Origin of the sequence: Sphingobacterium lumbrici (assembly GCF_006476045.1) — a bacterium.
GTDB classification, from domain to species: Bacteria; Bacteroidota; Bacteroidia; order Sphingobacteriales; family Sphingobacteriaceae; genus Sphingobacterium; species Sphingobacterium lumbrici.
Map to the genome: position 1 here is coordinate 1 of NZ_SRZY01000009.1, position 23,118 is coordinate 23,118.

At 36.3% G+C, this 23,118-nt stretch carries 23 protein-coding genes, 1 tRNA gene and 1 pseudogene; 20 read left to right on the top strand and 5 right to left on the bottom strand.

Annotated features, from left to right (window positions below):
- The 11 genes and pseudogenes from E4F24_RS14170 to E4F24_RS01815 form a co-directional block, all read left to right on the top strand.
- Positions 1-112 (top strand): annotated as a pseudogene (locus E4F24_RS14170) (IS982 family transposase); the annotation flags it as partial.
- Positions 113-165: 53 nt separating this feature from the next.
- Entirely contained in the window at positions 166-315 is a 150-nt protein-coding gene (locus E4F24_RS13880; protein WP_216629114.1) for a DUF1016 N-terminal domain-containing protein, read from the top strand.
- Positions 316-528: 213 nt separating this feature from the next.
- Positions 529-645, top strand: coding sequence for a DUF1016 N-terminal domain-containing protein (locus E4F24_RS14105; RefSeq protein WP_394344444.1), 117 nt, complete (start codon positions 529-531; stop codon positions 643-645).
- 51 nt (positions 646-696) lie between these two features.
- On the top strand, positions 697-1,254 hold the full coding sequence (locus E4F24_RS13895) for a PDDEXK nuclease domain-containing protein (protein ID WP_216629117.1): 558 nt from the start codon (positions 697-699) through the stop codon (positions 1,252-1,254).
- 41 nt (positions 1,255-1,295) lie between these two features.
- Positions 1,296-2,147, top strand: a complete 852-nt coding sequence (locus E4F24_RS01785; RefSeq protein WP_140936889.1) for a hypothetical protein — start codon at positions 1,296-1,298, stop codon at positions 2,145-2,147.
- Between the two features lie 122 nt (positions 2,148-2,269).
- Positions 2,270-3,640, top strand: a complete 1,371-nt coding sequence (locus E4F24_RS01790) for a phospholipase D-like domain-containing protein (protein ID WP_140936890.1) — start codon at positions 2,270-2,272, stop codon at positions 3,638-3,640.
- Entirely contained in the window at positions 3,633-5,339 is a 1,707-nt protein-coding gene (locus E4F24_RS01795; RefSeq protein ID WP_140936891.1) for a hypothetical protein, read from the top strand. Before E4F24_RS01790 ends, E4F24_RS01795 begins: the two co-directional genes overlap by 8 nt.
- Positions 5,336-5,785 carry a hypothetical protein gene (locus E4F24_RS01800; protein WP_140936892.1) on the top strand — a complete coding sequence of 150 codons (450 nt, stop codon included), beginning with the start codon at positions 5,336-5,338 and terminating at the stop codon, positions 5,783-5,785. The genes E4F24_RS01795 and E4F24_RS01800 overlap by 4 nt, the downstream gene beginning before the upstream one ends.
- Positions 5,782-6,339: a hypothetical protein gene (locus E4F24_RS01805; RefSeq protein ID WP_140936893.1), complete on the top strand. Its 558-nt coding sequence runs from the start codon at positions 5,782-5,784 to the stop codon at positions 6,337-6,339. The genes E4F24_RS01800 and E4F24_RS01805 overlap by 4 nt, the downstream gene beginning before the upstream one ends.
- Positions 6,340-6,446: 107 nt before the next feature.
- Positions 6,447-6,938, top strand: coding sequence for a hypothetical protein (locus E4F24_RS01810; RefSeq protein WP_140936894.1), 492 nt, complete (start codon positions 6,447-6,449; stop codon positions 6,936-6,938).
- A gap of 733 nt (positions 6,939-7,671) precedes the next feature.
- The gene (locus E4F24_RS01815) at positions 7,672-8,589 is read left to right on the top strand and encodes a PfkB family carbohydrate kinase (RefSeq protein WP_140936895.1); all 918 of its coding nucleotides are present in this window, start codon (positions 7,672-7,674) and stop codon (positions 8,587-8,589) included.
- 10 nt (positions 8,590-8,599) lie between these two features.
- Here the strand turns inward: E4F24_RS01815 and E4F24_RS01820 are convergent, their stop codons facing one another.
- The 3 genes from E4F24_RS01820 to murB form a co-directional block, all read right to left on the bottom strand.
- Entirely contained in the window at positions 8,600-8,854 is a 255-nt protein-coding gene (locus tag E4F24_RS01820) for a cytochrome b5 domain-containing protein (RefSeq protein ID WP_140936896.1), read from the bottom strand.
- Between the two features lie 16 nt (positions 8,855-8,870).
- The gene (locus E4F24_RS01825) at positions 8,871-9,383 is read right to left on the bottom strand and encodes a sigma-70 family RNA polymerase sigma factor (RefSeq protein WP_136903231.1); all 513 of its coding nucleotides are present in this window, start codon (positions 9,381-9,383) and stop codon (positions 8,871-8,873) included.
- Positions 9,384-9,669: 286 nt separating this feature from the next.
- On the bottom strand, positions 9,670-10,680 hold the full coding sequence (gene murB / locus E4F24_RS01830; protein ID WP_140936897.1) for a UDP-N-acetylmuramate dehydrogenase: 1,011 nt from the start codon (positions 10,678-10,680) through the stop codon (positions 9,670-9,672).
- Positions 10,681-10,797: 117 nt separating this feature from the next.
- Between murB and E4F24_RS01835 the strand changes: the two genes are divergently transcribed.
- Positions 10,798-11,406, top strand: a complete 609-nt coding sequence (locus tag E4F24_RS01835) for a TetR/AcrR family transcriptional regulator (protein ID WP_140936898.1) — start codon at positions 10,798-10,800, stop codon at positions 11,404-11,406.
- On the opposite strand, the gene E4F24_RS01840 is transcribed toward E4F24_RS01835, so the two are convergent.
- The gene (locus E4F24_RS01840; protein ID WP_140936899.1) at positions 11,395-12,372 is read right to left on the bottom strand and encodes a YpdA family putative bacillithiol disulfide reductase; all 978 of its coding nucleotides are present in this window, start codon (positions 12,370-12,372) and stop codon (positions 11,395-11,397) included. The two genes, E4F24_RS01835 and E4F24_RS01840, sit on opposite strands and share 12 nt — an antisense overlap.
- Entirely contained in the window at positions 12,356-14,542 is a 2,187-nt protein-coding gene (locus E4F24_RS01845; protein WP_140936900.1) for an FUSC family protein, read from the bottom strand. The genes E4F24_RS01840 and E4F24_RS01845 overlap by 17 nt, the downstream gene beginning before the upstream one ends.
- A 673-nt stretch (positions 14,543-15,215) precedes the next feature.
- Between E4F24_RS01845 and E4F24_RS01850 the strand changes: the two genes are divergently transcribed.
- The 8 genes from E4F24_RS01850 (at position 15,216) to E4F24_RS01885 (ending at position 23,106) form a co-directional block, all read left to right on the top strand.
- Positions 15,216-17,792 carry a phosphoenolpyruvate carboxylase gene (locus E4F24_RS01850; RefSeq protein ID WP_140936901.1) on the top strand — a complete coding sequence of 859 codons (2,577 nt, stop codon included), beginning with the start codon at positions 15,216-15,218 and terminating at the stop codon, positions 17,790-17,792.
- 94 nt (positions 17,793-17,886) lie between these two features.
- On the top strand, positions 17,887-18,462 hold the full coding sequence (locus E4F24_RS01855) for a hypothetical protein (RefSeq protein WP_140936902.1): 576 nt from the start codon (positions 17,887-17,889) through the stop codon (positions 18,460-18,462).
- Between the two features lie 14 nt (positions 18,463-18,476).
- Positions 18,477-19,502 (top strand): Gfo/Idh/MocA family oxidoreductase, encoded by a 1,026-nt coding sequence (locus tag E4F24_RS01860; RefSeq protein WP_140936903.1) that lies wholly within the window; start codon positions 18,477-18,479, stop codon positions 19,500-19,502.
- A gap of 100 nt (positions 19,503-19,602) precedes the next feature.
- Complete coding sequence (locus E4F24_RS01865; RefSeq protein WP_140936904.1) at positions 19,603-20,481, top strand: Ppx/GppA phosphatase family protein; 879 nt, start codon at positions 19,603-19,605, stop codon at positions 20,479-20,481.
- 50 nt (positions 20,482-20,531) lie between these two features.
- A tRNA-Leu gene (locus E4F24_RS01870) sits at positions 20,532-20,615 on the top strand.
- Positions 20,616-20,778: 163 nt separating this feature from the next.
- On the top strand, positions 20,779-21,465 hold the full coding sequence (locus E4F24_RS01875) for a response regulator transcription factor (protein WP_140936905.1): 687 nt from the start codon (positions 20,779-20,781) through the stop codon (positions 21,463-21,465).
- Positions 21,455-21,694 carry a four helix bundle protein gene (locus E4F24_RS01880; RefSeq protein ID WP_140936906.1) on the top strand — a complete coding sequence of 80 codons (240 nt, stop codon included), beginning with the start codon at positions 21,455-21,457 and terminating at the stop codon, positions 21,692-21,694. Before E4F24_RS01875 ends, E4F24_RS01880 begins: the two co-directional genes overlap by 11 nt.
- Entirely contained in the window at positions 21,691-23,106 is a 1,416-nt protein-coding gene (locus E4F24_RS01885) for a HAMP domain-containing sensor histidine kinase (RefSeq protein WP_140936907.1), read from the top strand. Before E4F24_RS01880 ends, E4F24_RS01885 begins: the two co-directional genes overlap by 4 nt.
- Positions 23,107-23,118 lie beyond the last annotated feature (12 nt).

Below are 23,118 nucleotides of genomic sequence, written 5' to 3' on the forward strand. Positions count from 1 at the left end.
CTTTTTATTGAATATTTTAGGAGCATTAGCCGCTTATGCTTTCTTCCCTAAAAAACCTTCATTAAATATTCAATTTGAACAGCAAGAAAATCAATTATTCCTTGCTGCTTAAACCGAACTCACGTTAGGTTAATAATTTGTAATTTTGTTTTATAAGGTATCAATATGGACAATCGTTTTTCAGACATCATCAATCTAATACAGCAAGCCCGAAGCAACGCCATTCGTGCCGTTAATACTGAGCTGATAAATCTGTATTGGAATGTAGGGGCATACATCAAACAAAAACTATCTATTGCAGATTGGGGCGACTAAACCGTGGATGAATTGGCGTTGTTTATTCAGCGTAATAACCCCGAATTAAAAGGGTTCAGCCGTGCAGGGATTTATAGAATGGTACAGTTTTATGAAACTTATGCCCAAACCAAATTTGTCGCACCATTGGTGAGATAAATACAAAATTCTGATAATCAATTAAATGAAATTGTCGCCCCAGTGAGGACACAATTTGATTTTCAGCCCTAAGACATTAGAAATACGCTTTTGGCAGAATTGAGTTGGACACATCATCTTACCATCTTTTCACGCTGTAAAACCGAGGAAGAACGAGAGTTTTACTTGCGTATGGCTATCAAAGAAAAATAAACCAAACGGGAACTTGACCGCCAGATTTCCGCAAGCCTTTTTGAACGTATTATGATAGGCAATGCAAAACTATCGACCCTGCCGAGAGAATTAAATACCGACATTACAAACACTTTTAAAGATAGCTATGTATTTGAGTTCCTGAACCTGCCCGAGCCACACAGCGAAAGCGATTTACAAATGGGCTTAATCAAACAGATGAAAAACTTTATCCTTGAATTGGGCAGAGATTTTATTTTCATTGATGAAGAATATAAAGTACAAGTGGGCAACAGCGATTTTTACATTGACCTTGTATTTTATCATCGGGGCTTGCAATGTTTGGTAGCATTTGAGTTAAAAGCCGACACATTCAAACCCGAGCATTTGGGACAGCTCAATTTTTATTTAGAAGCATTGGATCGCAAGGAACGCAAATCTCACGAAAACCCGAGCATTGGTATTTTGCTTTGTAAGGATAAACAAAGCGAAGTAGTAGAATTTGCGTTGAGCCGTTCACTCTCCCCTGCAATGGTTGCCGAATACCAAACACAGTTGCCCGATAAAAAACTATTGCAACAGAAACTTCACGAGATTTTTGAAAATAGCAATATAAAAGATGTGGAATAATTAAATAACTGCTATTTTTAATGTTTGGAACAAAATAAGAGATGAAGCCAATTGTATACAGAATAAATTATGGAAGTGTAAAGTCATCTGACAGGCCGGATGAACGCCTATTGCCGTGGTTTACGGATAAGTTGATTATCTGTTTTTGGACGGGAAATTGGATGAGAGCCTATCTGAACAAACACATAGAGGATATAAAACTGGAAGCCGAACTAAAGGGTTTCCGTTTTTTCTGGATAGAAGATCCCAATATCGCTGAATTTGCCGATCTGCCGATCGTGAACGATCCCACATTTACGGTGAACGACGAAATAAGCTACTGCTTGTTCAATGATCGTTACACAGAAAACGTCTGTCTTGTCAGGCGGTTGGACGAGAGACATTTTGTAGGTTGGTTGAAAGGTGATCTTGTCAAATCATCCACGGATATCCATCTACCTAAAGAACTATACGACGAGTTGGGGCCTCCCGAAGATTACAAGCCCGCAACCTCTTGGGAAGAAATCGAAACTATATCAAAAGAAGAAGCAGTTTCCTCTCCAAACCGTACAGACCCCGATCCGAACAATGACCTGCACGACCATTATTTTCAGCAGTTTTCTGTCCAGTGTGAGCAGTGCCATCACGTTGATTTTTATAAATTCGATAAGCAACCGGATTTTTACAACTCCATGGATGCCGAGATGAAATGCGCACGGTGTCAAAAAGAAAGCTATTATGTCTGTTCAGGTGACCTCGGATATTATTTGGACGTGGAGTCTGGCGAATGGGAGCTGTTCGGAGCCGGCATCCCTTCTGGAACGGGGTACTGTGAAGATTGCAAGCCATATTATGTAAGCGATGTTAAAAATTTGGAGTTTAGTTGCAGGAACTGTGGTGGGATGATGCGGTGAAGATGCATAACCTCTTAGCATACTAAATGAATAAAATTGTATTATCTCGGTTTTTTGTTAGTTTTGTTACTATTTTAAACAACGTGTTTCCGATTATTCCATAAAGAAGAACCCAATACCAAATGCATACCGAAGCTATTTTTGAAGATATTGCCCATAGGATAGAGGGAGAGATAGACAAAGCCGAGAAGTCTGTTATTATTGCCGTAGCATGGTTTACGAACCTAAATCTATTTAATGCTATTCTAAGGAAATCAAAACAAGGCTGTGAAGTAAACTTGATGATAACTGATGACGATATCAACAATAATTCTTTCATTGACTTTGAACAATTGCATGGTGACAATACTGCTGTATGGAAAATAAAAAGTCCAGATAACAATCTAATGCACAATAAGTTTTGTGTTATTGACTTTTCGACTGTTATCACGGGGTCGTATAATTGGAGCTACAAAGCCGAAACAAATCATGAAAACATTGTTATTAATTACGGTGATCTTTCTTTAGCAAAGCAATTTATCAATGAGTTCGAAAATATTAAAGCACTTTATTTTCCTGACAAGCCAAAAAGGGAACGTGAGTTCGATATACCTCTTGATAATATTATCAAAAGACTGGAAGTACTCAAGAATTTCATCATGCTTGAAGATATGGAGGATATATCGCTGACCACCCGAAAACTTAGAAAATTTAAAGAACAGCCAGTCATTCAAGAAATTGTTACGCTCACTGAGAAAAATCTTTTTGGAGAAGCCATCGAAAAAATTCAGGAGTTTATCGCCCAATATCAACAACTGGTCGTATGGGATGATCCTGAAATAAACGGGTTGAAACTTGAAATCAAAATGTTGGAAAACCAAATCAATGCTTTTGAAAACGAAAAAGCCGATTTGGAGAAAACTATTCAAAATTTTCAACATCGGCATACTAACGAGTTGGGTGAATTGATTTTGGAAATTCTGAAACTCCGCAAGGTCAAGTTTAAACACGACAGACAAAAAGCAAAAGAAGCGGAGGAGGACTATAACCAATATCAGCAACAGTACGACACTGAAATCCAAAAAAAGGTTTTTGTACTCGATGAAGAAGAACAAGCAGAACTCAAAAAACAATATAGAACCGCTTCCATTTTATGCCATCCAGATAAGTTTATAAATGAAAGCCATGAGATACAGCAGTTGGCAGAAGAATTATTCAAAGAGCTTAACGAGGCAAATAGCCAAAATGACCTAAACCGTATCGAGGAGATCCTACAAAATCTACAGAGTGGTGTATTGAGTGTGGGTAGATCCAACAAAATGACAGACAAAAGGCGACTAAAGCAAACTATTGCCAAATTAATGAAAAAATTGGAACAGCTGGAACGAGAACTCTATGCACTAAAAAATAGTGATACTTATATGCAGTTGGCGCAGATAACAGAATGGGATAGGTACTTTTCTGAAAATAAAGAACTACTGCAAAAAGAGTTGGAGGAGCTACGCAATGGATAATAACAAACTGATATCGGTAAGCAGTTCGGTTGCTTTAAAGAAGACTTCCATTGCCCTATCCCTAACGGGCAAATTAACCTTGAACCAAAACCGAAAAATGGTTAAGGAAATCTTTCTGAAGAATAAGCAGTTTTTTATTGATGTAATTCAAACGTATTATCCCGTGAATGAAGCGCTATTGAGTGTGGGTGAAGATTTGAGCGATTGGATTTGGTTAAGCGAAGCCAAATCTATTTCATGGTCGAAGGAATTGATAGAGAGATTTAAAGATAAGTGGACTTGGATCACTTGGTATAGGCTAAGTGGTGATAAAAACTTGCCTTGGTCAGCTAACTTCATAGAGAGATTTGAAAACAAGTGGGATTGGAGTAGTCTAAGTAGCAACGAAGTATTACCGTGGTCAGAAGCTTTGCTTGAGAGGTTTGAAGATAAATGGAGTTGGGGTGATTTAAGTGGGAATAATGCTTTGCCTTGGTCAGATGAACTAATTGAGAAATATAAAGATAAATGGAGATGGGACGGGTATCATCCATTGTACGGAGATTATTATGATGATATGAGTACTAATGTATCTTTGCCTTGGTCAGAGCATTTGATTGAGCAGTATAAAGATAAATGGAATTGGCGTGGGTTAAGTGGTAATAAGGCATTACCTTGGACGGTACAATTGCTGGATAGATATGAGGAGAAGTGGGATTGGTTTAATGGCCTAATACATAATGAAGGACTACCTTGGTCGGAATCACTCTTAGACAAATATAAGAATAAATGGAGATGGGGCAACGGGCACTTAAGGTTAAGTAAAATAAATATTTTACCATGGTCTGCTGAATTACTTGAAAGGTTTAAAGAAGAATGGGATTGGGAGGAGCTCAGTCGTATTGAACATCTCCCATGGTCTGCTGAATTAATTGAAAGGTTTGAGAAAGAATGGGATTGGAGAGGATTAAGTGGCAATAAGGCTTTACCGTGGTCTACAGAACTAATTGAAAGATTTGAGAACGAATGGGATTGGATGACATTAAGTAGTAACGAAGCATTGCCATGGTCAGAGTGGTTGCTTAATAAATATGATAGAAAATGGGATTGGATGACATTAAGTTTTAACGATGCTTTGCCATGGTCAGTCGCGTTTGTAGAGAATAATATAAGTAAATGGTATTGGGATGGAATAAATAGAAAAATGTCTATTCCTTGGACAGAACAGTTGATAGACAAATTCGAAAAACACTTAGATGAAGAATGGATGAGTGATAACCATAAGAAGTTGTTGAGTGGGAATATTTCTGCATCGTGGTCTGAAGAGTTAATAGAGAGCTTTCAAGATAAGTGGGATTGGGGAAAATTGAGTGGAAATATATCATTACCTTGGTCAGAAGAGTTAATTGAGAAATATTGTGATAGATGGGATTGGGACGTGCTGAGTAGAAATGGTGCATTGCCTTGGTCAGCAAAATTACTTTATAGGTATGAGAACAAATGGAAATGGCAATCAGATGAAAATTATAAATTTGCAACTATTTTTGGAAATAAGAACATCCCTTGGAGTCTTAATATGCTTTTAGATTTTGTTCCACATTACCAAGGAAAATATCGAAATAGTGGAATTGACCATATTTGGGAGGTGTTAAAGCCATTTGTAGATGATGGTTTGGTTAAAGAAGTTTTAGAGGAATATAATAAAGATACAATAGAATGAGTGATAAAAAGGAAGTAGTAGAGCCAAAATGGGAAGAGTTTTACAATTATAGATATTGGAGAGAAGAGCAACGGAGACAATTGACAATTGTTAGTAATGTGTATTTTGCTTTAGGTTCTGCAATGATTGGCTTTACAATCAAATATTTAATAGACAGTATTAATGGCCTGTCTATCGGTTGTGATGAGAGAGTATTTCTTGTTATAAGTATATGTTTCAGTATTTTATCTCTTATTTATTACGTGCTATTAACGGATAATAAGTTGAAAGATTATAGAGAAACCGCACGAATGATAGCGGATAACAGTAGTATTAAAGATATACAGAATAACACAAAAGAATTTGGAGAAAAAACTTGGAAGTTGTTTATGCTACAAAAAGTATTCCTAATTATAGGATTTTTATTTTGTGCTTTAGGATATCTGATTTTAATTTTTAGCAGATGAAAATAGCAATATTAGGTTGGGGGTCATTAGTTTGGCAACCGAAAGAGTTGAAATATGATAAGTCTTTTGGGTGGGAGATAGATGGACCGATTTTGCCGATTGAGTTTGCGAGAATTTCCAAAGATGGTCGTTTGACATTAGTTATAACTCCAAATGGCACGAAGGTACCTACATTATATACTTTGTCGGGTTATAAAACTATTGATGAAGCTGTTTTAGATTTGGCTGTAAGGGAAGGCTCGGGTCGGATGAGTATAGGGTGGTATAACAAAGCAAAGAATGAGTTTCTTCCTGAAATTTCCGCATATCAAGACGAGATTAGAGAATGGATAAAAGATCGAGATATTGATGCCGTTATTTGGACAAATCTTGGTGAGAAATGGGAAGTAAATGATGAAGTTATTAGTCCAGATGAAAGAATAGATTATTTAAAAAAACTAAATGCCCCCACTTCCGCTTTGGCAGAACAATATATTCGGAGATCTCCCAAGCAAATCAACACTAAGTACAGAACGAAAATAGAAGAAGAGTTGAAGTGGTTTCCGATAGAGTGATGCTTTCAAGAAGCCGATGGATAGGTAATGTTATTGAGAAATGATGTACATATTATCCGTTTGCCACAACAGGAGAAATTTTATGAACCATATTAAATAAAAAAGGAATGAAATTATCGATAACTATTTTACTATTAACATTCAGTATTTTCAATTATAGCAAATCTTTCGGGCAATGTGAAGACTTGTCTTTTTTAAACACATTGTTTATTGGTAGTGTTGAAGATATCGATGGAAAATTAACAAATAAAAACTATGTTTTTCAGAAAGAGATGGTTACGGGAATCGATTGGAGAAACAATTCTTCGGGCAAATCTATTTCAGTATTATTTAACTCGAATAATAAAGTAGAACGTGTACAATATAGGTTGTTATATGATTTGGATTGTTACGATAACTTAAGAATCCAAATGTTAAATACAGGATTTCAGAAAGAATTTGAAGTGTTAGGGGAATATGATACATTTTATTTTTTCTATCGCGGAAAAAATAAGGGGGTAGTACTATCAAAATGGAATTTTGAAGGTTCAAATATGTATCAATTTAATCTATGCTCCATAGGTCAATATGAATTAGAACTGACAAAAAGAAAGAAATAATGAATACTGTCAGCTGAATTGTTGGCAGTGAAGATTTGAAGAAATCGTTGTTATTTCAAATCTTTTTGTTATATTGTAGTTTAGGGTGGTAGGGGATTATGTGGAGACAATATTCGTATTCTGCCGCAACGTTCTTTGATAGCTGGACACAGCATGATAGAAATAAATCCGCCCGCTTCCGTTTATCTATTTGGAAAGGGAGGTGTCTGGATGCATAGATGTCTGGGCATATAAATTTATAGATATGCGGATATATAGATGTATGGGTATATAGATACGTGTTGTGTTCCCAATACAGGATGTTTGTTTTTTGCGCCGTTAAGGCACATTTTAGTATAACCCTTCTCTGTTGTTTCGCAATGTGCAAGTTGTGTTTTTTTACGTACAGCCTTCGTGACTCGTGCTGACCACAAAAACCGAACTTGCCACGGTACCGCCACACCCCATTGGGGAATGGTGGTACCGTGGTAGGAAAAAGGTCGCAACTCCCTTTTTTCTTATTTGATACAAAAAGAGAAACTGCTACAAATATGTAACAGCCCTACATTTTGCGGTTCCAAAAAATGTTCATATATTGCCTCTGTAAGTCGGAAAAGCATATTTTTGACTCCTTTGTAAAGGATAGGCCTTATAACTGTTAATCAGAGGGTCGCTGGTTCGAGCCCAGCTTCAGGAGCTAAAGTAAAACCGGCCTAGATGCCGGTTTTTTTATTTACTATATAATATACTACGCATGAGTTTGGTTATAGTTGGTACAGTGGCATTTGATGCAATAGAGACCCCATTCGGTAAAACTGATAAAATCGTAGGTGGTGCAGCTACATTTGCTGGATTGTCTGCATCATATTTATATGATGACGTAAAGTTAGTTAGTGTAATAGGAGAGGATTTTGGGAACAACATAGATATGCTTACGGACAAAGGTATTGATGTTGAAGGCGTGGAGGTGATACCTGGAGGAAAGTCGTTCTTCTGGTCTGGTAAGTATCATAACGATATGAATAGTCGGGATACTCTAATTACAGAGCTGAATGTGTTGGCAGATTTTGATCCCAAAGTACCAATTTCTTATCAGGACTGTGAGTTTTTATTGTTAGGAAACCTTACTCCGCAAGTGCAGCAATCTACTTTAGATCGTTTAGAAAAAGCACCTAAATTGGTGGTTTTGGATACCATGAACTTTTGGATGGATGTTGCGTTGGACGATTTGAAGTCTGTATTGAAAAAAGTAGATGTACTTACTATTAATGATGCAGAGGCAAGACAACTTGCGGGCGAATATTCGTTAGTAAAAGCGGCTAAAATCATTCAAGAAATGGGGCCAAAGTATTTAATTATAAAAAAAGGGGAACACGGTGCGTTGTTGTTTGGAGATGGACAGGTTTTTTCTGCGCCGGCATTGCCTTTAGCTGATGTGTTCGATCCTACAGGAGCAGGAGATACATTTGCCGGAGGTTTTATTGGTTATCTTGCTAAAGTAAAATCTGTAAATTTCACCAATATGAAAAATGCGGTAATTTATGGTTCGGCATTAGCTTCATTCTGCGTAGAGAAATTCGGTACAGAGCGTCTTCAGAATTTAACGCAAGAAGATATCTCTTCGCGAATCAAACAATTTATAGCACTTTCAAAATTTGAGATAAGCGAATAAGCTGCTTATCTCAAATTAAAATTCCAATAATAGAAAATTTTTTAAAAACCTCATCTGAATGAGGAGCATCAGCGAGTTCTTCGGTAAGGTCTTGACCTGCCCAATGCTCGTAGTGCATCCCTTTTTTCCAAAGTCTGCTTTCTGATACATCGTAGATATATCCTTTATAGGCTACCCAAATTGAGGGTTTATCCTGACCATTCCGAAGTGCTAACTGCGATTGTGTGTATGTTGTGAAGTCTGTATTTTGCTTTTCGGATTCCATTCCGCTAAAATACACCTTAAGCGTGATATTTGTAAGCTGAAAGTGTTTTTTTCATTGCTTTCCGAGCTACATGTATTCTTGTTTTTACAGTTCCGATCGGAATGTTTAGATGTTCGGAAATTTCGTGGTATTTGAATCCTTCAAAGTACATGGTAAATGGAATGTAATATTCATCCGAAAGATTAGTTAATGCGGTGTTTATATCTTCCATTACAAATTTATCTTCACCTTTGTTTTTGGTGGCCGATACAACCAGGTTAGCCGGCGATATTTCTTCTTCTTTTGTAATAAATGAATTTGTTTTTACGATGCGGCGATAATTGTTGATGAACGTATTCTTCATTATCGTGTACAACCATCCCTTTAAATTCGTTCCCTCCCGAAAATTGTTGAAATACGTTACAGCTTTTAATAGGGTGTCTTGTACAAGATCATTCGCATCGTCATGATCTTTTGTGAAGTTTTTAGCATACAATTTTAACGAATCTGAATGCTGGATTACTAAGCTGTTGAATTCTACTCTGTTCATACTAGATTGGATTTAATTCGTTCAACAATATGTAGTTACTTACAAAAGGATTTGGATATTTATAAATGATCAAAAAAGTAATTCTGACGACATCAATTTATAAATAACTACGGTTTCAGTATGAATATTTACAAAAGTTATGCTAGAGATTAAGATTAACCCAAGGAATTGATATTAATTTTTTGTTAAACGGTAAGAAAGTTGTTAAACATTACGCTAACTCTATCTTTAAGGTAGATTTAAATGTTTTTGATATCTAAAATTATCAAGAAATGTGGAAAACTTTTTATAAAACGTTTACTTCTCTTTCAAGTGTAATGCTAAATTTTTTTAGAATATTGTCTATGATTTTGGTCGAAACATCATAAATCTCTACACCTGTAGCGTTTTTAATATTGGTCAGTACGAGAGCTTGATTTTTCCAAACAGCAACCTCTCCAATTTGTTTACCCTTCCATCCACATTGCTCGATTAACCATCCTGCAGCAATTTTAACCTGCCCATTTTCCATTGGATAGAATACGACATTAGGGAAAATGCTTTTCAGATCGTTTAATTTATCTAGTGTTACAATCGGATTTTTAAAAAAGCTTCCGGCATTTCCTACGGTGCTCGGGTCGGGTAGTTTTTCTACCCTGATGTGCGAAACAGCCTCTGCGATATCTTTAATCGTGGGAGTCACAATATTCCTTTTCGCCAGTTCTTCCTCGATGGCGCCGTAGCTTGTGTTCTGTTTGCTATGTAAAAATAATCGATATGTTACGGAAGTAATGATAAATCGTCCTTTGTATTTGCTTTTAAATATGCTATCTCTGTAGGTAAATTGACATTGTTCATTAGTGAAAGTTGTGAATTGTCCAGTCTGCGTGTCAAAAGCTCTGCACGAGGAAAAAAAATTCATCAATTCAGCGCCATAAGCACCTATATTTTGAATAGGAGAAGCACCTACTGTGCCGGGAATAAGCGCCATGTTCTCTAGACCAGGGAAATCTTGGTTAACGCAGTACCATACCAAATCATTCCAGATCTCCCCGCCATTTGCCGTAACATATACATAGTTTCCTTCAATAAAATGGTGGATTCCTTTGCTAGATATTTTTACGATTGTACCGTTATAATCTTGCGTGAATAAGATATTGCTCCCTCCCCCTAAAACAAAAAAATCCTCATTAAAAACACCATTATCATATAAGGAGTAGAGCGCTTTCTCTTCTTTTATTTCGATGAATTTTTTTGCTACGGCTTGTACACCAAAGGTATTAAATGGTTTTAACGGAATGTTGTATTCTATATTCACAGTTTGTATTGTTTGACTAATTCTTTTAAATATTCAATGTAAAGTGATAACTTTAATTAATTTCTTTGTAAAGATAAGATAAAGAGCAATTTTTGAACAAACTTATTTTACTGAATTATGCTTAAAAGTGCTGACGAGAAACGTATTAAAATATTAGAATCTGCGAAAAGACGTTTTGCTCATTATGGGATGTCAAAAACGACAATGGCGGAGATTGCAAATGATCTTTCTTTTTCAAAGGCCTTATTGTATTACTACTTTCCAGATAAAAATAGTTTGTACTGCGCAGTGTTGGATTATGTGATTAAAGAGCAGGAAGAAGATATTTTACAGGTACTAAAACCTGTAAAGAATACAGAGAAGGCTATAATGTTAATATTAGAGAAACGAATGGAATATATTAAAAGATATTACAATCTTTTTGAATATACATTTAACGCTAGTAAAGATGTGTCCGAAGATCTCGGAAAAGTAATCATTTGTTCTTTTGAAAAACAACACAAGCAAATCATCTCAATTCTAAAAAATGGTGGAAAAAGCGGAGAATTAGTTGTAGACAATTATGAAGAGACAGCTCGTCTGCTTTTATTCTCCTTGATGGGTATGCGTTTGATTGTGATTAAAGATCTTAAGCATTCTTTTTTTTCGACAAAAGAAGAGTTTGATGCTATCCTGGAAATGCAGAAAAAAATGGCCAAAATATTTATAAAAGGATTATGTGCTTAATTTTTCTGTTATATCTGCAATAATTATTTCGGCATGTATTCTCGAGTTCTCTATAAACCAAAGGTGTGTATTCAATCCCCCACATACGACGCCAGCTAGATACATGTTTTTGATATTTGTTTCCATTGTGCAGGGATTATGATATGGAATACAGGGGGATTCATCAGGAATTATAATACCTATGTTTTTTAGTAAGGTGAAATTGGGTCTGTATCCGGTCAATGCTAATACGAAGTCATTTTTGAGATGAATCCTGTCGGTTGGTGTTTGAATCTCAACCTCTGTCTCTGTGATTGCCTTTAATTGACTATTGTAGAAAATATTAATTTCTCCATCCGCTATTCGATTCTCGATATCCGGTCGCACCCAATACTTGACCCGAGGACTTATTTCAGGACCCCGAACTACTAGAGTAACTTGTGCTCCCTTACGGTAGGTCTCCAATGCTGCATCAATAGATGAGTTACTAGCACCAACGACAACAATATGCTGTCCGGCATAGTAATGCGGGTCATTGTAGTAATGTCTTACTTTTGGAAGATTCTCTCCAGGAATATCGAGTAAAGTAGGGATGTCGTAAAATCCCGTAGCTACGATAATATGTGTCGCTTCATACGATGCTTTGGATGTTTTTACATTGAAAAATTCGGTATTTTCCTTGTCAACAGACAGCACCTCTTCAAATAAGTGGATATTTAGGTCAAATGTCGTCTGAATTCGACGGTAATATTCCAACGCTTCAGCTCGTTTTGGCTTAGGGCTTGTAGTTACAAAGGGGGTGTTGCCTATTTCTAGTTTTTCCGATGTGGAAAAGAAAGTCATATTTACAGGGTAATTGTAGAGCGAATTTACCAGACATCCTTTTTCTAAGATTACATACGATAGCCTTGCTTTTTTTGCTTCTATCGCGCTCGCTAATCCAATAGGTCCCCCTCCAATAATAATGATATCAAATCTTTTTTTCATTCGTACTTGATTCTTCTACTGCTTGCACCTCTTTAAAGATAATTTCGGTTGTTATCTTTTGTAAATCTGCTGAAATTTTAATCAAAAATTGTAATTGATCTGTAATTAATTTTGCTTCATCGCTATCAATAGCGATATGTGTGATTTTGTCAATGCTGTTAATAGGAGTCAACGTGTGTGTACTTTCTAATTCAAGAGACTGGGTAGTTTTCTCCAGATTTTGAAGGGTTTTGAGTAAAGATTTTAGGTGATCGTTATTGAAATTAATGTTTTCGGATTCTTTGAGCTGTGTCAATAATGTAGCCGAATAAGAAGAGAATATATGATTCAAAATCACGAATTTATTTACTTCTTTTGTGATTTGTTGTCTCCATTTAGGTTCTGTTAAAAGACGTTGAAAGGTCGATCCCATATTTGCTGAGGCAATATAAACGTCTTTGCGCGCTAATTTGTAATCTGTGACGGGCAAAGGTTTTCCGGATAATAGTTTCAATGCCTGTGCTAAATAATGATAATTTGCGACCAGCAAATTTTTCATATTTGATTTAATCTGAAAGCTTTCCCAGTTTGGAAATATAATATAGCTCGATAAAAAAGCGATGGTTCCACCCAAAAATGTGTCTAAAATTCTTTCTTGCGCTATTTCAAAGGTATTCATCCCCATAAAACTTAACATAATAAGTACATAAGGTGTCATGAAAATAACTGCCATGATATAATTTATTCGGAATAAGCTATAGGCTACGAGAAAGAAAAAGATGAGTAAAACAAATCGAATGGATACATCTTCTATTGTAATTAAAATGATTGCACCAATAATACCTCCTATAATAGTACCTCCCAATCGCTGAAGATTTCGTTCTTTTGTCAGTCCAAAGCCGGGTTTGAGTATCACAAGGATCGTTAGCAAAATCCAGTAAGTGCCAAAATTTGAATACTGAAATAGGTTTAAAATAAAGTAGGTTGCAGACAGTACAATCCCCATTCGAAGTGCATGTCTAAAAATGCTGGATTTTATACTGATGTTATCTTTGAAATTTTGCCAATTGATTAAATCTGTTTTTATGAATTTTTTGGTGTCTATTGTGTCTTCGTCCTGAACTTTAATTGCTTTAAATTGGCTATAATGGTAGATCTCGCGTACTTGTTGCAATATTATACGGATATTAATCAATATTTTTTTAAGTGGAATGGAGTTGATCTTTTCTTTTTCATCTAGTTTCTCAATAGTATACCTGATATTTTCCATCTCCATATCAAAGTCATAGACAGGTCTGGGGGTTTTGTTCGCATTGATTTTATACGCTAAATTGTCTAACTCATGCGTCACTTTATACAATAGGTCTTTAATCTGTTCTAATATTCCGGTTTCTCCATAATTGTTACGAATAGTTTCATAATCGTAATGGGTTGTCATACTTTGTTCAAATAAATCAACGATATCTGTAAAGATTAGAGTTAGGTATCTTCCCTCTTTGGTCGTGTCTTTTATTGATCTTTTACTTTGGAACAAAATGTTTCTTACATTTTCTTGATGTATATTGACGATAACTTGTTTGTCAATTAATTTGAGGTAGTTGTTGTCTAAATTTTGCTTGATGTCATAAAAATTAGCTTTGAGGCGAATGTAATCTGCAACATGTAAAATTGTTTCCGATAGCTCTTGTTGCGCTAGCCTGTAGGGTCTTACTTGTGTAAGCGACATACTGATAATCATGTACCAACATGCGCCAATTATAAAATAAAGAAGATAAGTGAGCTCTTCTTTGAAGGTGTATATATCGTCTACATTGATAAGCATGATCAATACACACATTGTGCCGACTGTAGCCGCTCTCGCATTAAAAACAGCAAACATGGAAAAGAGGAATGACAATGTGCCAATTGCAAGTGTCATTGCAATCAAGGAATTGTTAAGTAAAGCAGTGATAACAACGGTAAAAATACATAATATGGTACAATAAATCATACCCATTCTACGGTGAGAAGGAGCTCCGGGAGTGTCTGATAACCCCACGATTAAAGCTCCCAGAGAAATTAATGTGCCAGTAATGAATTCGCCTATTAAGGCGCAAATCATTATTGGGACAATACTCCCAAGTGTGATACGTAGGCCGTCGGCAAAATACTGACTATAAAAAAAGCTGCTAAATTCTTCTGTCCTTTTCATCTATTAATTTAAATTCAGAAACTATCATGCTAGGTTGTCTAATAAAGTAATGATAAACGTTCATTTTTTTCATACTGACGACTGGGGATTCAAAAACTATACAGACTTACAGTTGTTTAGATACTTTAGCAAGCCTCAGTATGAACAAAAGAAGAGCATTAGCTTGCTTTTTAGATAACCCTCTTATTTCGTTTAAACCCCGGAGGGCTCATGAACACAAATTTCATATTTAAAGTCTGTGGTTAAACTATATTCTACTATGTAATAAAAAATAAATTTTAAATACGAATAGTTTATGTGCATTTTGTAATGCAAAGATAGCACAAAAGAGAATGCGAAATTCGAAAAATAGAAAAGTATAAAAAAGGTTCAACTTACGGTCAAATTATTTTTACAGATGGGGTAATATTTTCTCTGGTGACTTTTGGATATGGGCATACCTACTGATATTTTCAATATCTTTTATTTGTTGTAATTTTTATAGAATGTTTCTATATTAAGACGATCAAAAGGAGAATTTGTTTATTTTGTTCTTTTTCAAAAAAAATAAATTTAAATTGTAATTATTGTAAAAAATTATCTATTTTAATATAAATAACATATATTTGAAAGGCTTTTATCGTCTGGCAGATTTGAATATGCCCAAGCTATATAGTTAAAATTAAAGCAAGTAATGAAATTACATCAAAAAAAAGCGACTTTCGAAAATGAAGTGCTTACACGATTCGATCTGTTCAAGAGTTTGTTCTTGACTCTTCCTTTTCAACGTGTAAAACATACAGGAACACTTTTGCCATTTTTTACGACACATTGTGAAAAAGGGGTTGAAGAACATCTGCCGCCTGAAGACATTATCGATAGTTTCTTTGGTCAATATGAGCAATATGTTCAAGAAGAAGATCGCCTTGATCTACTCTTTCGAATCGTGCAATATGTGGAGCGTCAGGTAGTTCTTTTTGATGCGGTCGAAGATTCGGCGTTTCAAGCAATCGGTAAGGCTGATGAAATAGGAGGGTTGAATTCATTATTTAAGCTTACCCATAATGATAGCAAATTAAAAGAGCAAATCGTAGAGAAATTGAAAGATTTTTCGGTTCGTCTGGTGCTTACAGCGCATCCTACACAGTTTTATCCAGGTCCTGTATTGGGGATTATAAACGATTTGATTGAAGCCATAAAGCTCAATGATATTTCTAATATTCATTTACTGCTTCAGCAGTTAGGTAAGACTCCTTTTATCAATAAGCAACAGCCAACGCCCGTAGATGAAGCTATCAGTTTAGCTTGGTATCTGGAGAATGTTTTTTATAAGGTAGCGTCAGGTATACAGGCTAAAATTGATGATGCACTGGAGTTGCCTGCTGAAGAAGTGAAGCAATTGATCGAATTGGGATTTTGGCCTGGAGGAGATCGGGATGGCAATCCAAATGTTACGGCAGAAAGTACAAAAACGGTTGCGGAACTATTGCGTACTATTCTTTTCAGGTGTTATTATCGCGATTTTCGTCAGGTTAAGAGACGGATTACCTTTCGTGGGGTAGAGGGCTATTTAGATAATCTTCAGAACCTATTTTACGAAAATAGTTTTAATCCGGTCGAAAATCCGGAAGACGATACTGCAAAGATCTTAGAAAACCTAAATGCAATAAAAGATGTCTTGAATGCACGACATGACGGACTGTTTGTCGAGTTGGTAGAAGATTTGATTCGTAAAGTCAATACATTCGGATGCTATTTTACAACGTTAGACATTCGTCAGGATAGTAGTATTTTGCGTAATACAATAAGTTATTTGGTTGAGAAATACGATGAAACAAAGTTGAAAATTTCGGATTTAGCTGGTTCGGAAGAAGAGGTGCAACACGCATTTCAATTCAATGAGTTGATATTGGATTACACGGATGATGCAGATAGCTTAGTGCAGGATACAGTGAATGTAATTCGTTTGTTGAAAGATATTCAAAAATCAGGTAGCGAACGTGCCGCGCAACGTTTTATCATCTCCAATTGCCAACAAGCATCAGATATCTTAGGATTAATGCAGTTGTTTTTGTGGGAAGGATGGAAAAGAGAAGAACTCGCTATTGATTTTGTTCCTTTGTTTGAAACGGTGGATGACCTCTCCCGTGCGGCAGATGTAATGAAATCCTTGTATACAAATGAACAATATGCCAAGCATTTGAAAATGCGGGGTAATAAACAAACGATTATGCTTGGATTTTCAGATAGTACAAAAGATGGGGGGTATTTGATGGCTAACTGGTCAATATATAAGGCAAAGATAGAATTGACCGCGATTGCTCGCGAGTACGATGTAGATTTGGTGTTCTTTGATGGCAGGGGAGGGCCACCAGCAAGGGGAGGCGGGAAAACACAACGTTTCTATGCCTCAATGGGATCTGAAATTGAAAATAAACATATCCAATTGACTATTCAAGGGCAAACAATAAGTAGTCAGTATGGCTCGTTGGATACGGCTCAATCTAATATAGAACAATTATTACATGCGGGTTTGGTTTCTGAGTTAAGACAGAATGTGTCTGATACATTGACATCGAAACAAAAGGAAGTAATTGACGGTATGGCCGCTGAAAGTCACCGGAAATTTTTGGCATTGCGGCATCATCCACAATTTTTGCCTTACCTTGAAACTTTGAGTCCGTTGAAATCATTGGCTTCTATTAATATTAGTAGTAGACCAGTGAAAAGAAACTCCAATCGAGAGTTACGTTTGGAAGATTTACGTGCCATTTCGTTCGTGACTGCATGGAGTCAACTTAAACAGAATATTCCAGGTTTCTTCGGTGTTGGAACTGCTTTGCAGTGGGCCGAAGAAAATAATTTGTGGTCCTATGTTAAGAACCTATATGAAAGTTCTGGTTTCTTTAACACGCTTATAGACAATTGTATGATGTCGATGACGAAATCAAATTTTCATATCACTTCGTATATGAAAGACGATCCTGCATTTGGTGCGTTTTGGAGCTTACTCCATGATGAATATCAAAATACAAAGAAATATCTTTTGAAGTTGAGCAATTCTGAAATTTTGATGCAAAACTACCCAGTAGAAAGGGCCTCAATTTTGGAGAGAGAAAAAATCGTTTTGCCTTTGTTAATTATCCAGCATTATGCTATACGTACACTAGAAAAGAATAAGAACATAAGTGTGGAGAAGCAGGATATATATAAAAAGCTCATTGGAAGAACAATTTTCGGAGTGGTCAATGCAGGACGAAATCTGGCATAATTTAACATCATTTAAATTGAGAATTATATCAGATATTTTATATTTTTGTTGCACAAGAGATAGAATATCTAAGGGACATACAAAAATTATACAGATGAAATTCAATACATTATTTGTTGCAGCAGTTTGTGCAAGTACACTGTTAAACTCATGTGCTCAAAAGACTGCTGAGGAAAGACAGTTAAAATATACACACACTTCCTTGGTTGATGGGGATGCTTATGCGTTTTTTCAAATTGTAGGTGAACATGTTGCTACAGGACTAGTGCATGGAGATCAGATACAGAACGATGCTGATGCGAAAGCAAAAGAACTAGGGGCTAAACTGAAAGACTTCTACGCGCAATTGGATCCTGAATTGGATAGCATCGCTACCGCTTTCCATGTTGATTATCCTATTAAAGGTGTCCCAGCGACTCAATCTACATCAGATATTACACTTCATCCTGCGACAGGCACTGTTGAGGAAGAAGTACAGCATGCACATGAATCGGTTAGCGATTATGTAACGAATGTGCAGCATGAATTAGCAATATTGAAAACACAATTCGAGAGATTAACACGCAATACGAATAAAGATCTACAAAAATTTGCAAAGAAACACTTAGCGGCTATTTCGGATTTATATGCACAAGCTGGTGGCACGGAAGATGCTCACGCGCATCATTAAGAACAAGAGGAGAGATGTTGGTACAGCCGATCATAACAGGTATATTGTCGTATGGAATGTCTGGAAGGGTATTCCATGCGCCATTTATAGAAGCGAGTAATTTTTTTGAGTTCAAGGCAGTCGTTGAGCGTTCAAAAAAGAACACACAATTAGATTACCCTCATGTCATCAGTTATGATAGTATTGACGAATTATTGAACGATGCCGACATTGAGTTAGTTATTGTTAACACACCAAATGATACGCATTTCGATTTTGCAAAGAAAGCGCTTCTCTCAGGCAAGCATGTGTTGATAGAAAAGCCATTTTCTCCCACTGTAGCCGAAGCGCAGGAACTTTTTGAAATAGGCAAGCAAGCTGATCGCTGTGTACTTCCTTTTCACAATAGACGTTTTGATTCTGATTTTAAATCTTTAAAATATATCCTGGATAAAAATTTAGTAGGTAAGCCTATTGAATTACATTTACGTTTTGATAGGTTCAAACCTGAAATTGGGCCTAAAATTTTTAAAGAAACCACTCGGCCTGCAAGCGGGGTTGGCTATGATCTTGGTTCTCATTTACTGGATCAGGTTATTTCTTTATTTGGCAGTCCAAAATCCGCAACTAAAATTCTGTCTCAAAATAGACCAAACACCAAAGTAGATGACTATGCTTCGTTAATTTTAAATTATCAAGATGGTTTGAACGTGTTTATCACAACTAGCCTGTTAGTAGCTAATCCTCAAAAAAGTTTTGTTTTACATGGAACGAACGGCACGTTTATTAAAGATCGTACCGATGTGCAGGAGACTCAACTTCAGTTTGGAGTGACTCCGTTAGACCCATCTTATGGCATAGAACACGAAGGTCAGGAAGGGTTATTGACTGTTATTTTAGACGGTACAGTGGATGAAATCGATATTGCTTCTGAGAAAGGGAATTATATGCAACTATTTGATGCTGTTTACCGAACCATTCGTTTACGAGAACCGTATTTTGTTACTGCCGAGCAAATTCTTTGTCAGTTGGAAATTCTGGCTCCTTCCAAAAAGAAGTAAATTTTCTTATTAACAGTTTAACATTATTTTAATACAGGAAGTGCTGTTATTATTTGAATAATCAGTAGCTTTATTTCGTTATATATTATAAAATAATTTTGTGAGATACGCAGCGATAGATATTGGTTCAAATGCAGTCAGGTTACTAATTGCAGATGTTCTGGAAAAAAAAGATGAAATTACCTATTCCAAAAATACCCTTTTACGTGTTCCGCTGCGTTTGGGGGACGATGCATTTATAGAAAAGCATATTTCTGAAGGAAAGTTTCAGGATATGGTGAAAACGATGTCTGCATTTCGCCATTTAATGGATGTGTATAAAGTTACGGACTATATGGCCTGCGCTACTTCAGCTATGCGGGATGCAGATAATGGACAGGAAATCGTGGAAGCCTGTAAGAACATAGGAGTGGATATCCAGATTATAGATGGCGGTGTGGAAGCTCAGATTATCTATAATTCACATTTAAGTGATAAAATGGATAAAAACAAGGTGTATCTGTATATTGATGTAGGTGGAGGGAGTACAGAGATTTCTCTTTTTGCTGATGCCAGACTGATAGACTCTTGTTCATTTAATTTGGGTACTATTCGTATATTGGATAATCAAGACAAGCCCGAGACATGGGATGAAATGCGTAGATGGGTAAGAGAAATAACGAAAGGGTATAAAAATATATATGGAATAGGTACTGGTGGTAATATTAACAAGCTATCGCGATTGGCAAATGAAAATGCGGACAAGCCTATTTCTTATGCCAAGCTTAAAGCATTATACGATTATTTGGTTTCTTTCTCGATGAAAGACCGTATTCATGAATTAGGTTTAAAGTCTGATCGTGCCGATGTAATTATTCCTGCTTCTGAGATTTTCTTGACAATTATGAAGGTAGGGCATCTTAAGAACATCGTTGCACCACGGGTGGGATTGGCAGACGGAATTATCCAGACATTGATTGATAAAAACAACAATAAATAGCAGAAAAACAATTGTAAGTTTCCGAAAAAAGTATATTTTTGCGTGAGTAAGCCCAGGTGGCGAAATTGGTAGACGCACCATCTTGAGGGGGTGGCGCCTGAATGGGCGTGGCAGTTCGAATCTGCTCCTGGGCACAGTGGAAAAAGCCTTTGCGAAAGCAAAGGCTTTTTTGTTAAGCAGAGTGTTAAGCTTATTTGATCCATCGTATCCTTTTTACTCAGGTTCAGTAACCGATTCTACATATAAATATAGTCCAATAATATTTTGTAAGTTTACAATCCTATCAAGAGGATAAGAATGAACATTTTAATCATAGAAGACGATCAAAGAGTAGCCGAACTTATACAAAGGGGATTGAAAGAGCAGGGCTTTGCATCTACTTTGGCGTATGATGGGGTTTCAGGTGAGAAATTAGTATTGCAAAATAACTATGACCTTATTATTACGGACATTATTCTACCGAAAATGGACGGGATTGACCTATGTAGGCAAATTAGGAATAGTAAGCCCGATATACCTATTATTATGCTTACAGCATTAGGCACAACAGATGATAAAGTCGAAGGGTTTGACGCAGGAGCAGATGATTATCTTGTAAAGCCTTTTGAAATGCGTGAATTGTTGGTTCGCATCCGTGCTTTACTGAAACGCAACGCTAAATCTTCAAATTCCACAGGTTTTATATTACGCTTTGCCGACCTCGAAATGAACTTGTACACCAAGATCGTAAAGCGAAGTGAACAGGAAATCAACCTGACACCGAAAGAATTTAAGTTGCTGGAATATATGATGCATAATCCCGAACGGGTTTTGTCAAGAGTAGAAATTGCCGAAAAAGTTTGGGACACCCATTTTGATACCGGTACTAACTTCATTGATGTTTACATCAATTATTTGCGTAAAAAAGTTGACAGGGATTTTGATAAAAAACTCATTCATACCAAATCTGGTATGGGATTTATTTTGAAGAGTGATGAGTTATAAATTTCTTTGCGAAGAAAAAAGAGAATTTGTTTTGAGCAAACAGTTATTGCGTTCAGGAACTTCTGTTGGTGCAAACACTCGTGAAGCACAAAATGCAGAGAGTAGGATGGATTTTGTCCATAAACTTGCTATTGCTCAAAAAGAGTGTGATGAAATACTCACCACAAAACAAAATCTCAAAAATAAAAACTCCACACTCATCACCGATAATTCATCACCAATAAAGTGAAAACAAGGACTCGCCTAACCATATTATTTACACTCATTACCGCTACTATTTTATTAGCGTTTGCTGCTGTTATTTATTATACCGCTAAGGAAAACCGCGAAAAGGAATTTTATGGGGTTCTGAAAAAAGAAGTAATCACAAAAGCCAATCTGTTTTTGAACGCCAGCATTGATAAAAAAACCTTGCAGGACATATACCATAACAACCGAAAAATTTTAAATGAAGTTGAAGTAGCTATTTATGATACAGCATTTACCTTATTGTATCACGATGCGGTAGATATTGATGTTGTGAAAGAAACCAAACAAATGATAGACGAGATTAACCAAAAAGGGGAAATCAGCTTTTATCAGGAAGATTGGCAGGTTATCGGTTTGCGATATGAATTTCAAGGCAAGAATTTTATAGTTACCGCCAGCGCATACGACCAATATGGTTACAATAAAATGGATAGCTTACTTAGAAGCTGCATTATCGTTTTCATCATTTCCATTTTGGTTATCTACCTAGCAGGGCGTTTCTTTTCTAAAAAGGCATTTGAACCCGTAAAAGAAATGGCCGAAAAGGCAGCAAATATTTCTGCTACAAATCTTGATTTGCGTTTGCCGGACAATGGTAACAAAGACGAACTTTCGGAATTGGCAAATACATTCAACGAAATGCTGAACCGATTGGAAAACTCTTTTGATTCCCAAAAGAGTTTTGTTTCCAACATTTCACACGAACTGCGAACACCGCTTGCAGCCATTATTACCGAATTGGAATTGTCGGCCAACAAAGACCGAAATATTACAGAATATAAATCAGCTATCCAAAACGTCCTGAATGATGCAAAAAAATTAGTTCGCCTTTCAAACAGTTTGTTAGATTTGGCAAAAGCCAGCTATGACCCTTCCGAAATTTCGTTTAAGCCCACCCGTATTGATGAAGTGTTATTAGAAGCAAGACAGCAGGTGCAAAAGGCAAGTCCCGATTACAAAATTGATGTTCACTTTGCACCTGAATTTCTTCAGGAAGAAAACGATAACCAAATTTCTGTTAATGGCAACGAATATCTTTTGAAAGTGGCTTTTGTCAATTTCTTTGAAAACGGCTGCAAATTTTCCGCAGATAAACGTTGTACAGTTTCTATTTCTTTCACTCAATCTACAACCTATACCCCGTCATTCATAACTCTTAATTTCAGAGACAAAGGCATTGGTATTTCGGAAGATGATATGAAAAATATTTTTATGCCTTTTTACCGTGGTGACAACAAAAGCTTTGCAGATGGCAACGGCATTGGGCTTTCGCTTACACAAAAGATTATCACTTTACACAAAGGCACTATTACCGTTCTATCAGCAGAAAATCAGGGAACAGCCTTTACCGTTGAGTTGCCAATAGTAGTAGGCCATTCAACTACTAAATAACTTTTATTTTTC

Bases quoted from the DNA above. Each gene is read 5' to 3' on its own strand.
- E4F24_RS13880 (WP_216629114.1), top strand. From the start codon at position 166: ATGGACAATCGTTTTTCAGACATCATCAATCTAATACAGCAAGCCCGA.
- E4F24_RS13895 (WP_216629117.1), top strand. From the start codon at position 697: ATGATAGGCAATGCAAAACTATCGACCCTGCCGAGAGAATTAAATACC.
- E4F24_RS01785 (WP_140936889.1), top strand. From the start codon at position 1,296: ATGAAGCCAATTGTATACAGAATAAATTATGGAAGTGTAAAGTCATCT.
- E4F24_RS01790 (WP_140936890.1), top strand. From the start codon at position 2,270: ATGCATACCGAAGCTATTTTTGAAGATATTGCCCATAGGATAGAGGGA.
- E4F24_RS01795 (WP_140936891.1), top strand. From the start codon at position 3,633: ATGGATAATAACAAACTGATATCGGTAAGCAGTTCGGTTGCTTTAAAG.
- E4F24_RS01800 (WP_140936892.1), top strand. From the start codon at position 5,336: ATGAGTGATAAAAAGGAAGTAGTAGAGCCAAAATGGGAAGAGTTTTAC.
- E4F24_RS01805 (WP_140936893.1), top strand. From the start codon at position 5,782: ATGAAAATAGCAATATTAGGTTGGGGGTCATTAGTTTGGCAACCGAAA.
- E4F24_RS01810 (WP_140936894.1), top strand. From the start codon at position 6,447: ATGAAATTATCGATAACTATTTTACTATTAACATTCAGTATTTTCAAT.
- E4F24_RS01815 (WP_140936895.1), top strand. From the start codon at position 7,672: ATGAGTTTGGTTATAGTTGGTACAGTGGCATTTGATGCAATAGAGACC.
- E4F24_RS01820 (WP_140936896.1), bottom strand. From the start codon at position 8,854: ATGGAATCCGAAAAGCAAAATACAGACTTCACAACATACACACAATCG.
- E4F24_RS01825 (WP_136903231.1), bottom strand. From the start codon at position 9,383: ATGAACAGAGTAGAATTCAACAGCTTAGTAATCCAGCATTCAGATTCG.
- E4F24_RS01835 (WP_140936898.1), top strand. From the start codon at position 10,798: ATGCTTAAAAGTGCTGACGAGAAACGTATTAAAATATTAGAATCTGCG.
- E4F24_RS01840 (WP_140936899.1), bottom strand. From the start codon at position 12,372: ATGAAAAAAAGATTTGATATCATTATTATTGGAGGGGGACCTATTGGA.
- E4F24_RS01845 (WP_140936900.1), bottom strand. From the start codon at position 14,542: ATGAAAAGGACAGAAGAATTTAGCAGCTTTTTTTATAGTCAGTATTTT.
- E4F24_RS01850 (WP_140936901.1), top strand. From the start codon at position 15,216: ATGAAATTACATCAAAAAAAAGCGACTTTCGAAAATGAAGTGCTTACA.
- E4F24_RS01855 (WP_140936902.1), top strand. From the start codon at position 17,887: ATGAAATTCAATACATTATTTGTTGCAGCAGTTTGTGCAAGTACACTG.
- E4F24_RS01860 (WP_140936903.1), top strand. From the start codon at position 18,477: ATGTTGGTACAGCCGATCATAACAGGTATATTGTCGTATGGAATGTCT.
- E4F24_RS01875 (WP_140936905.1), top strand. From the start codon at position 20,779: ATGAACATTTTAATCATAGAAGACGATCAAAGAGTAGCCGAACTTATA.
- E4F24_RS01880 (WP_140936906.1), top strand. From the start codon at position 21,455: ATGAGTTATAAATTTCTTTGCGAAGAAAAAAGAGAATTTGTTTTGAGC.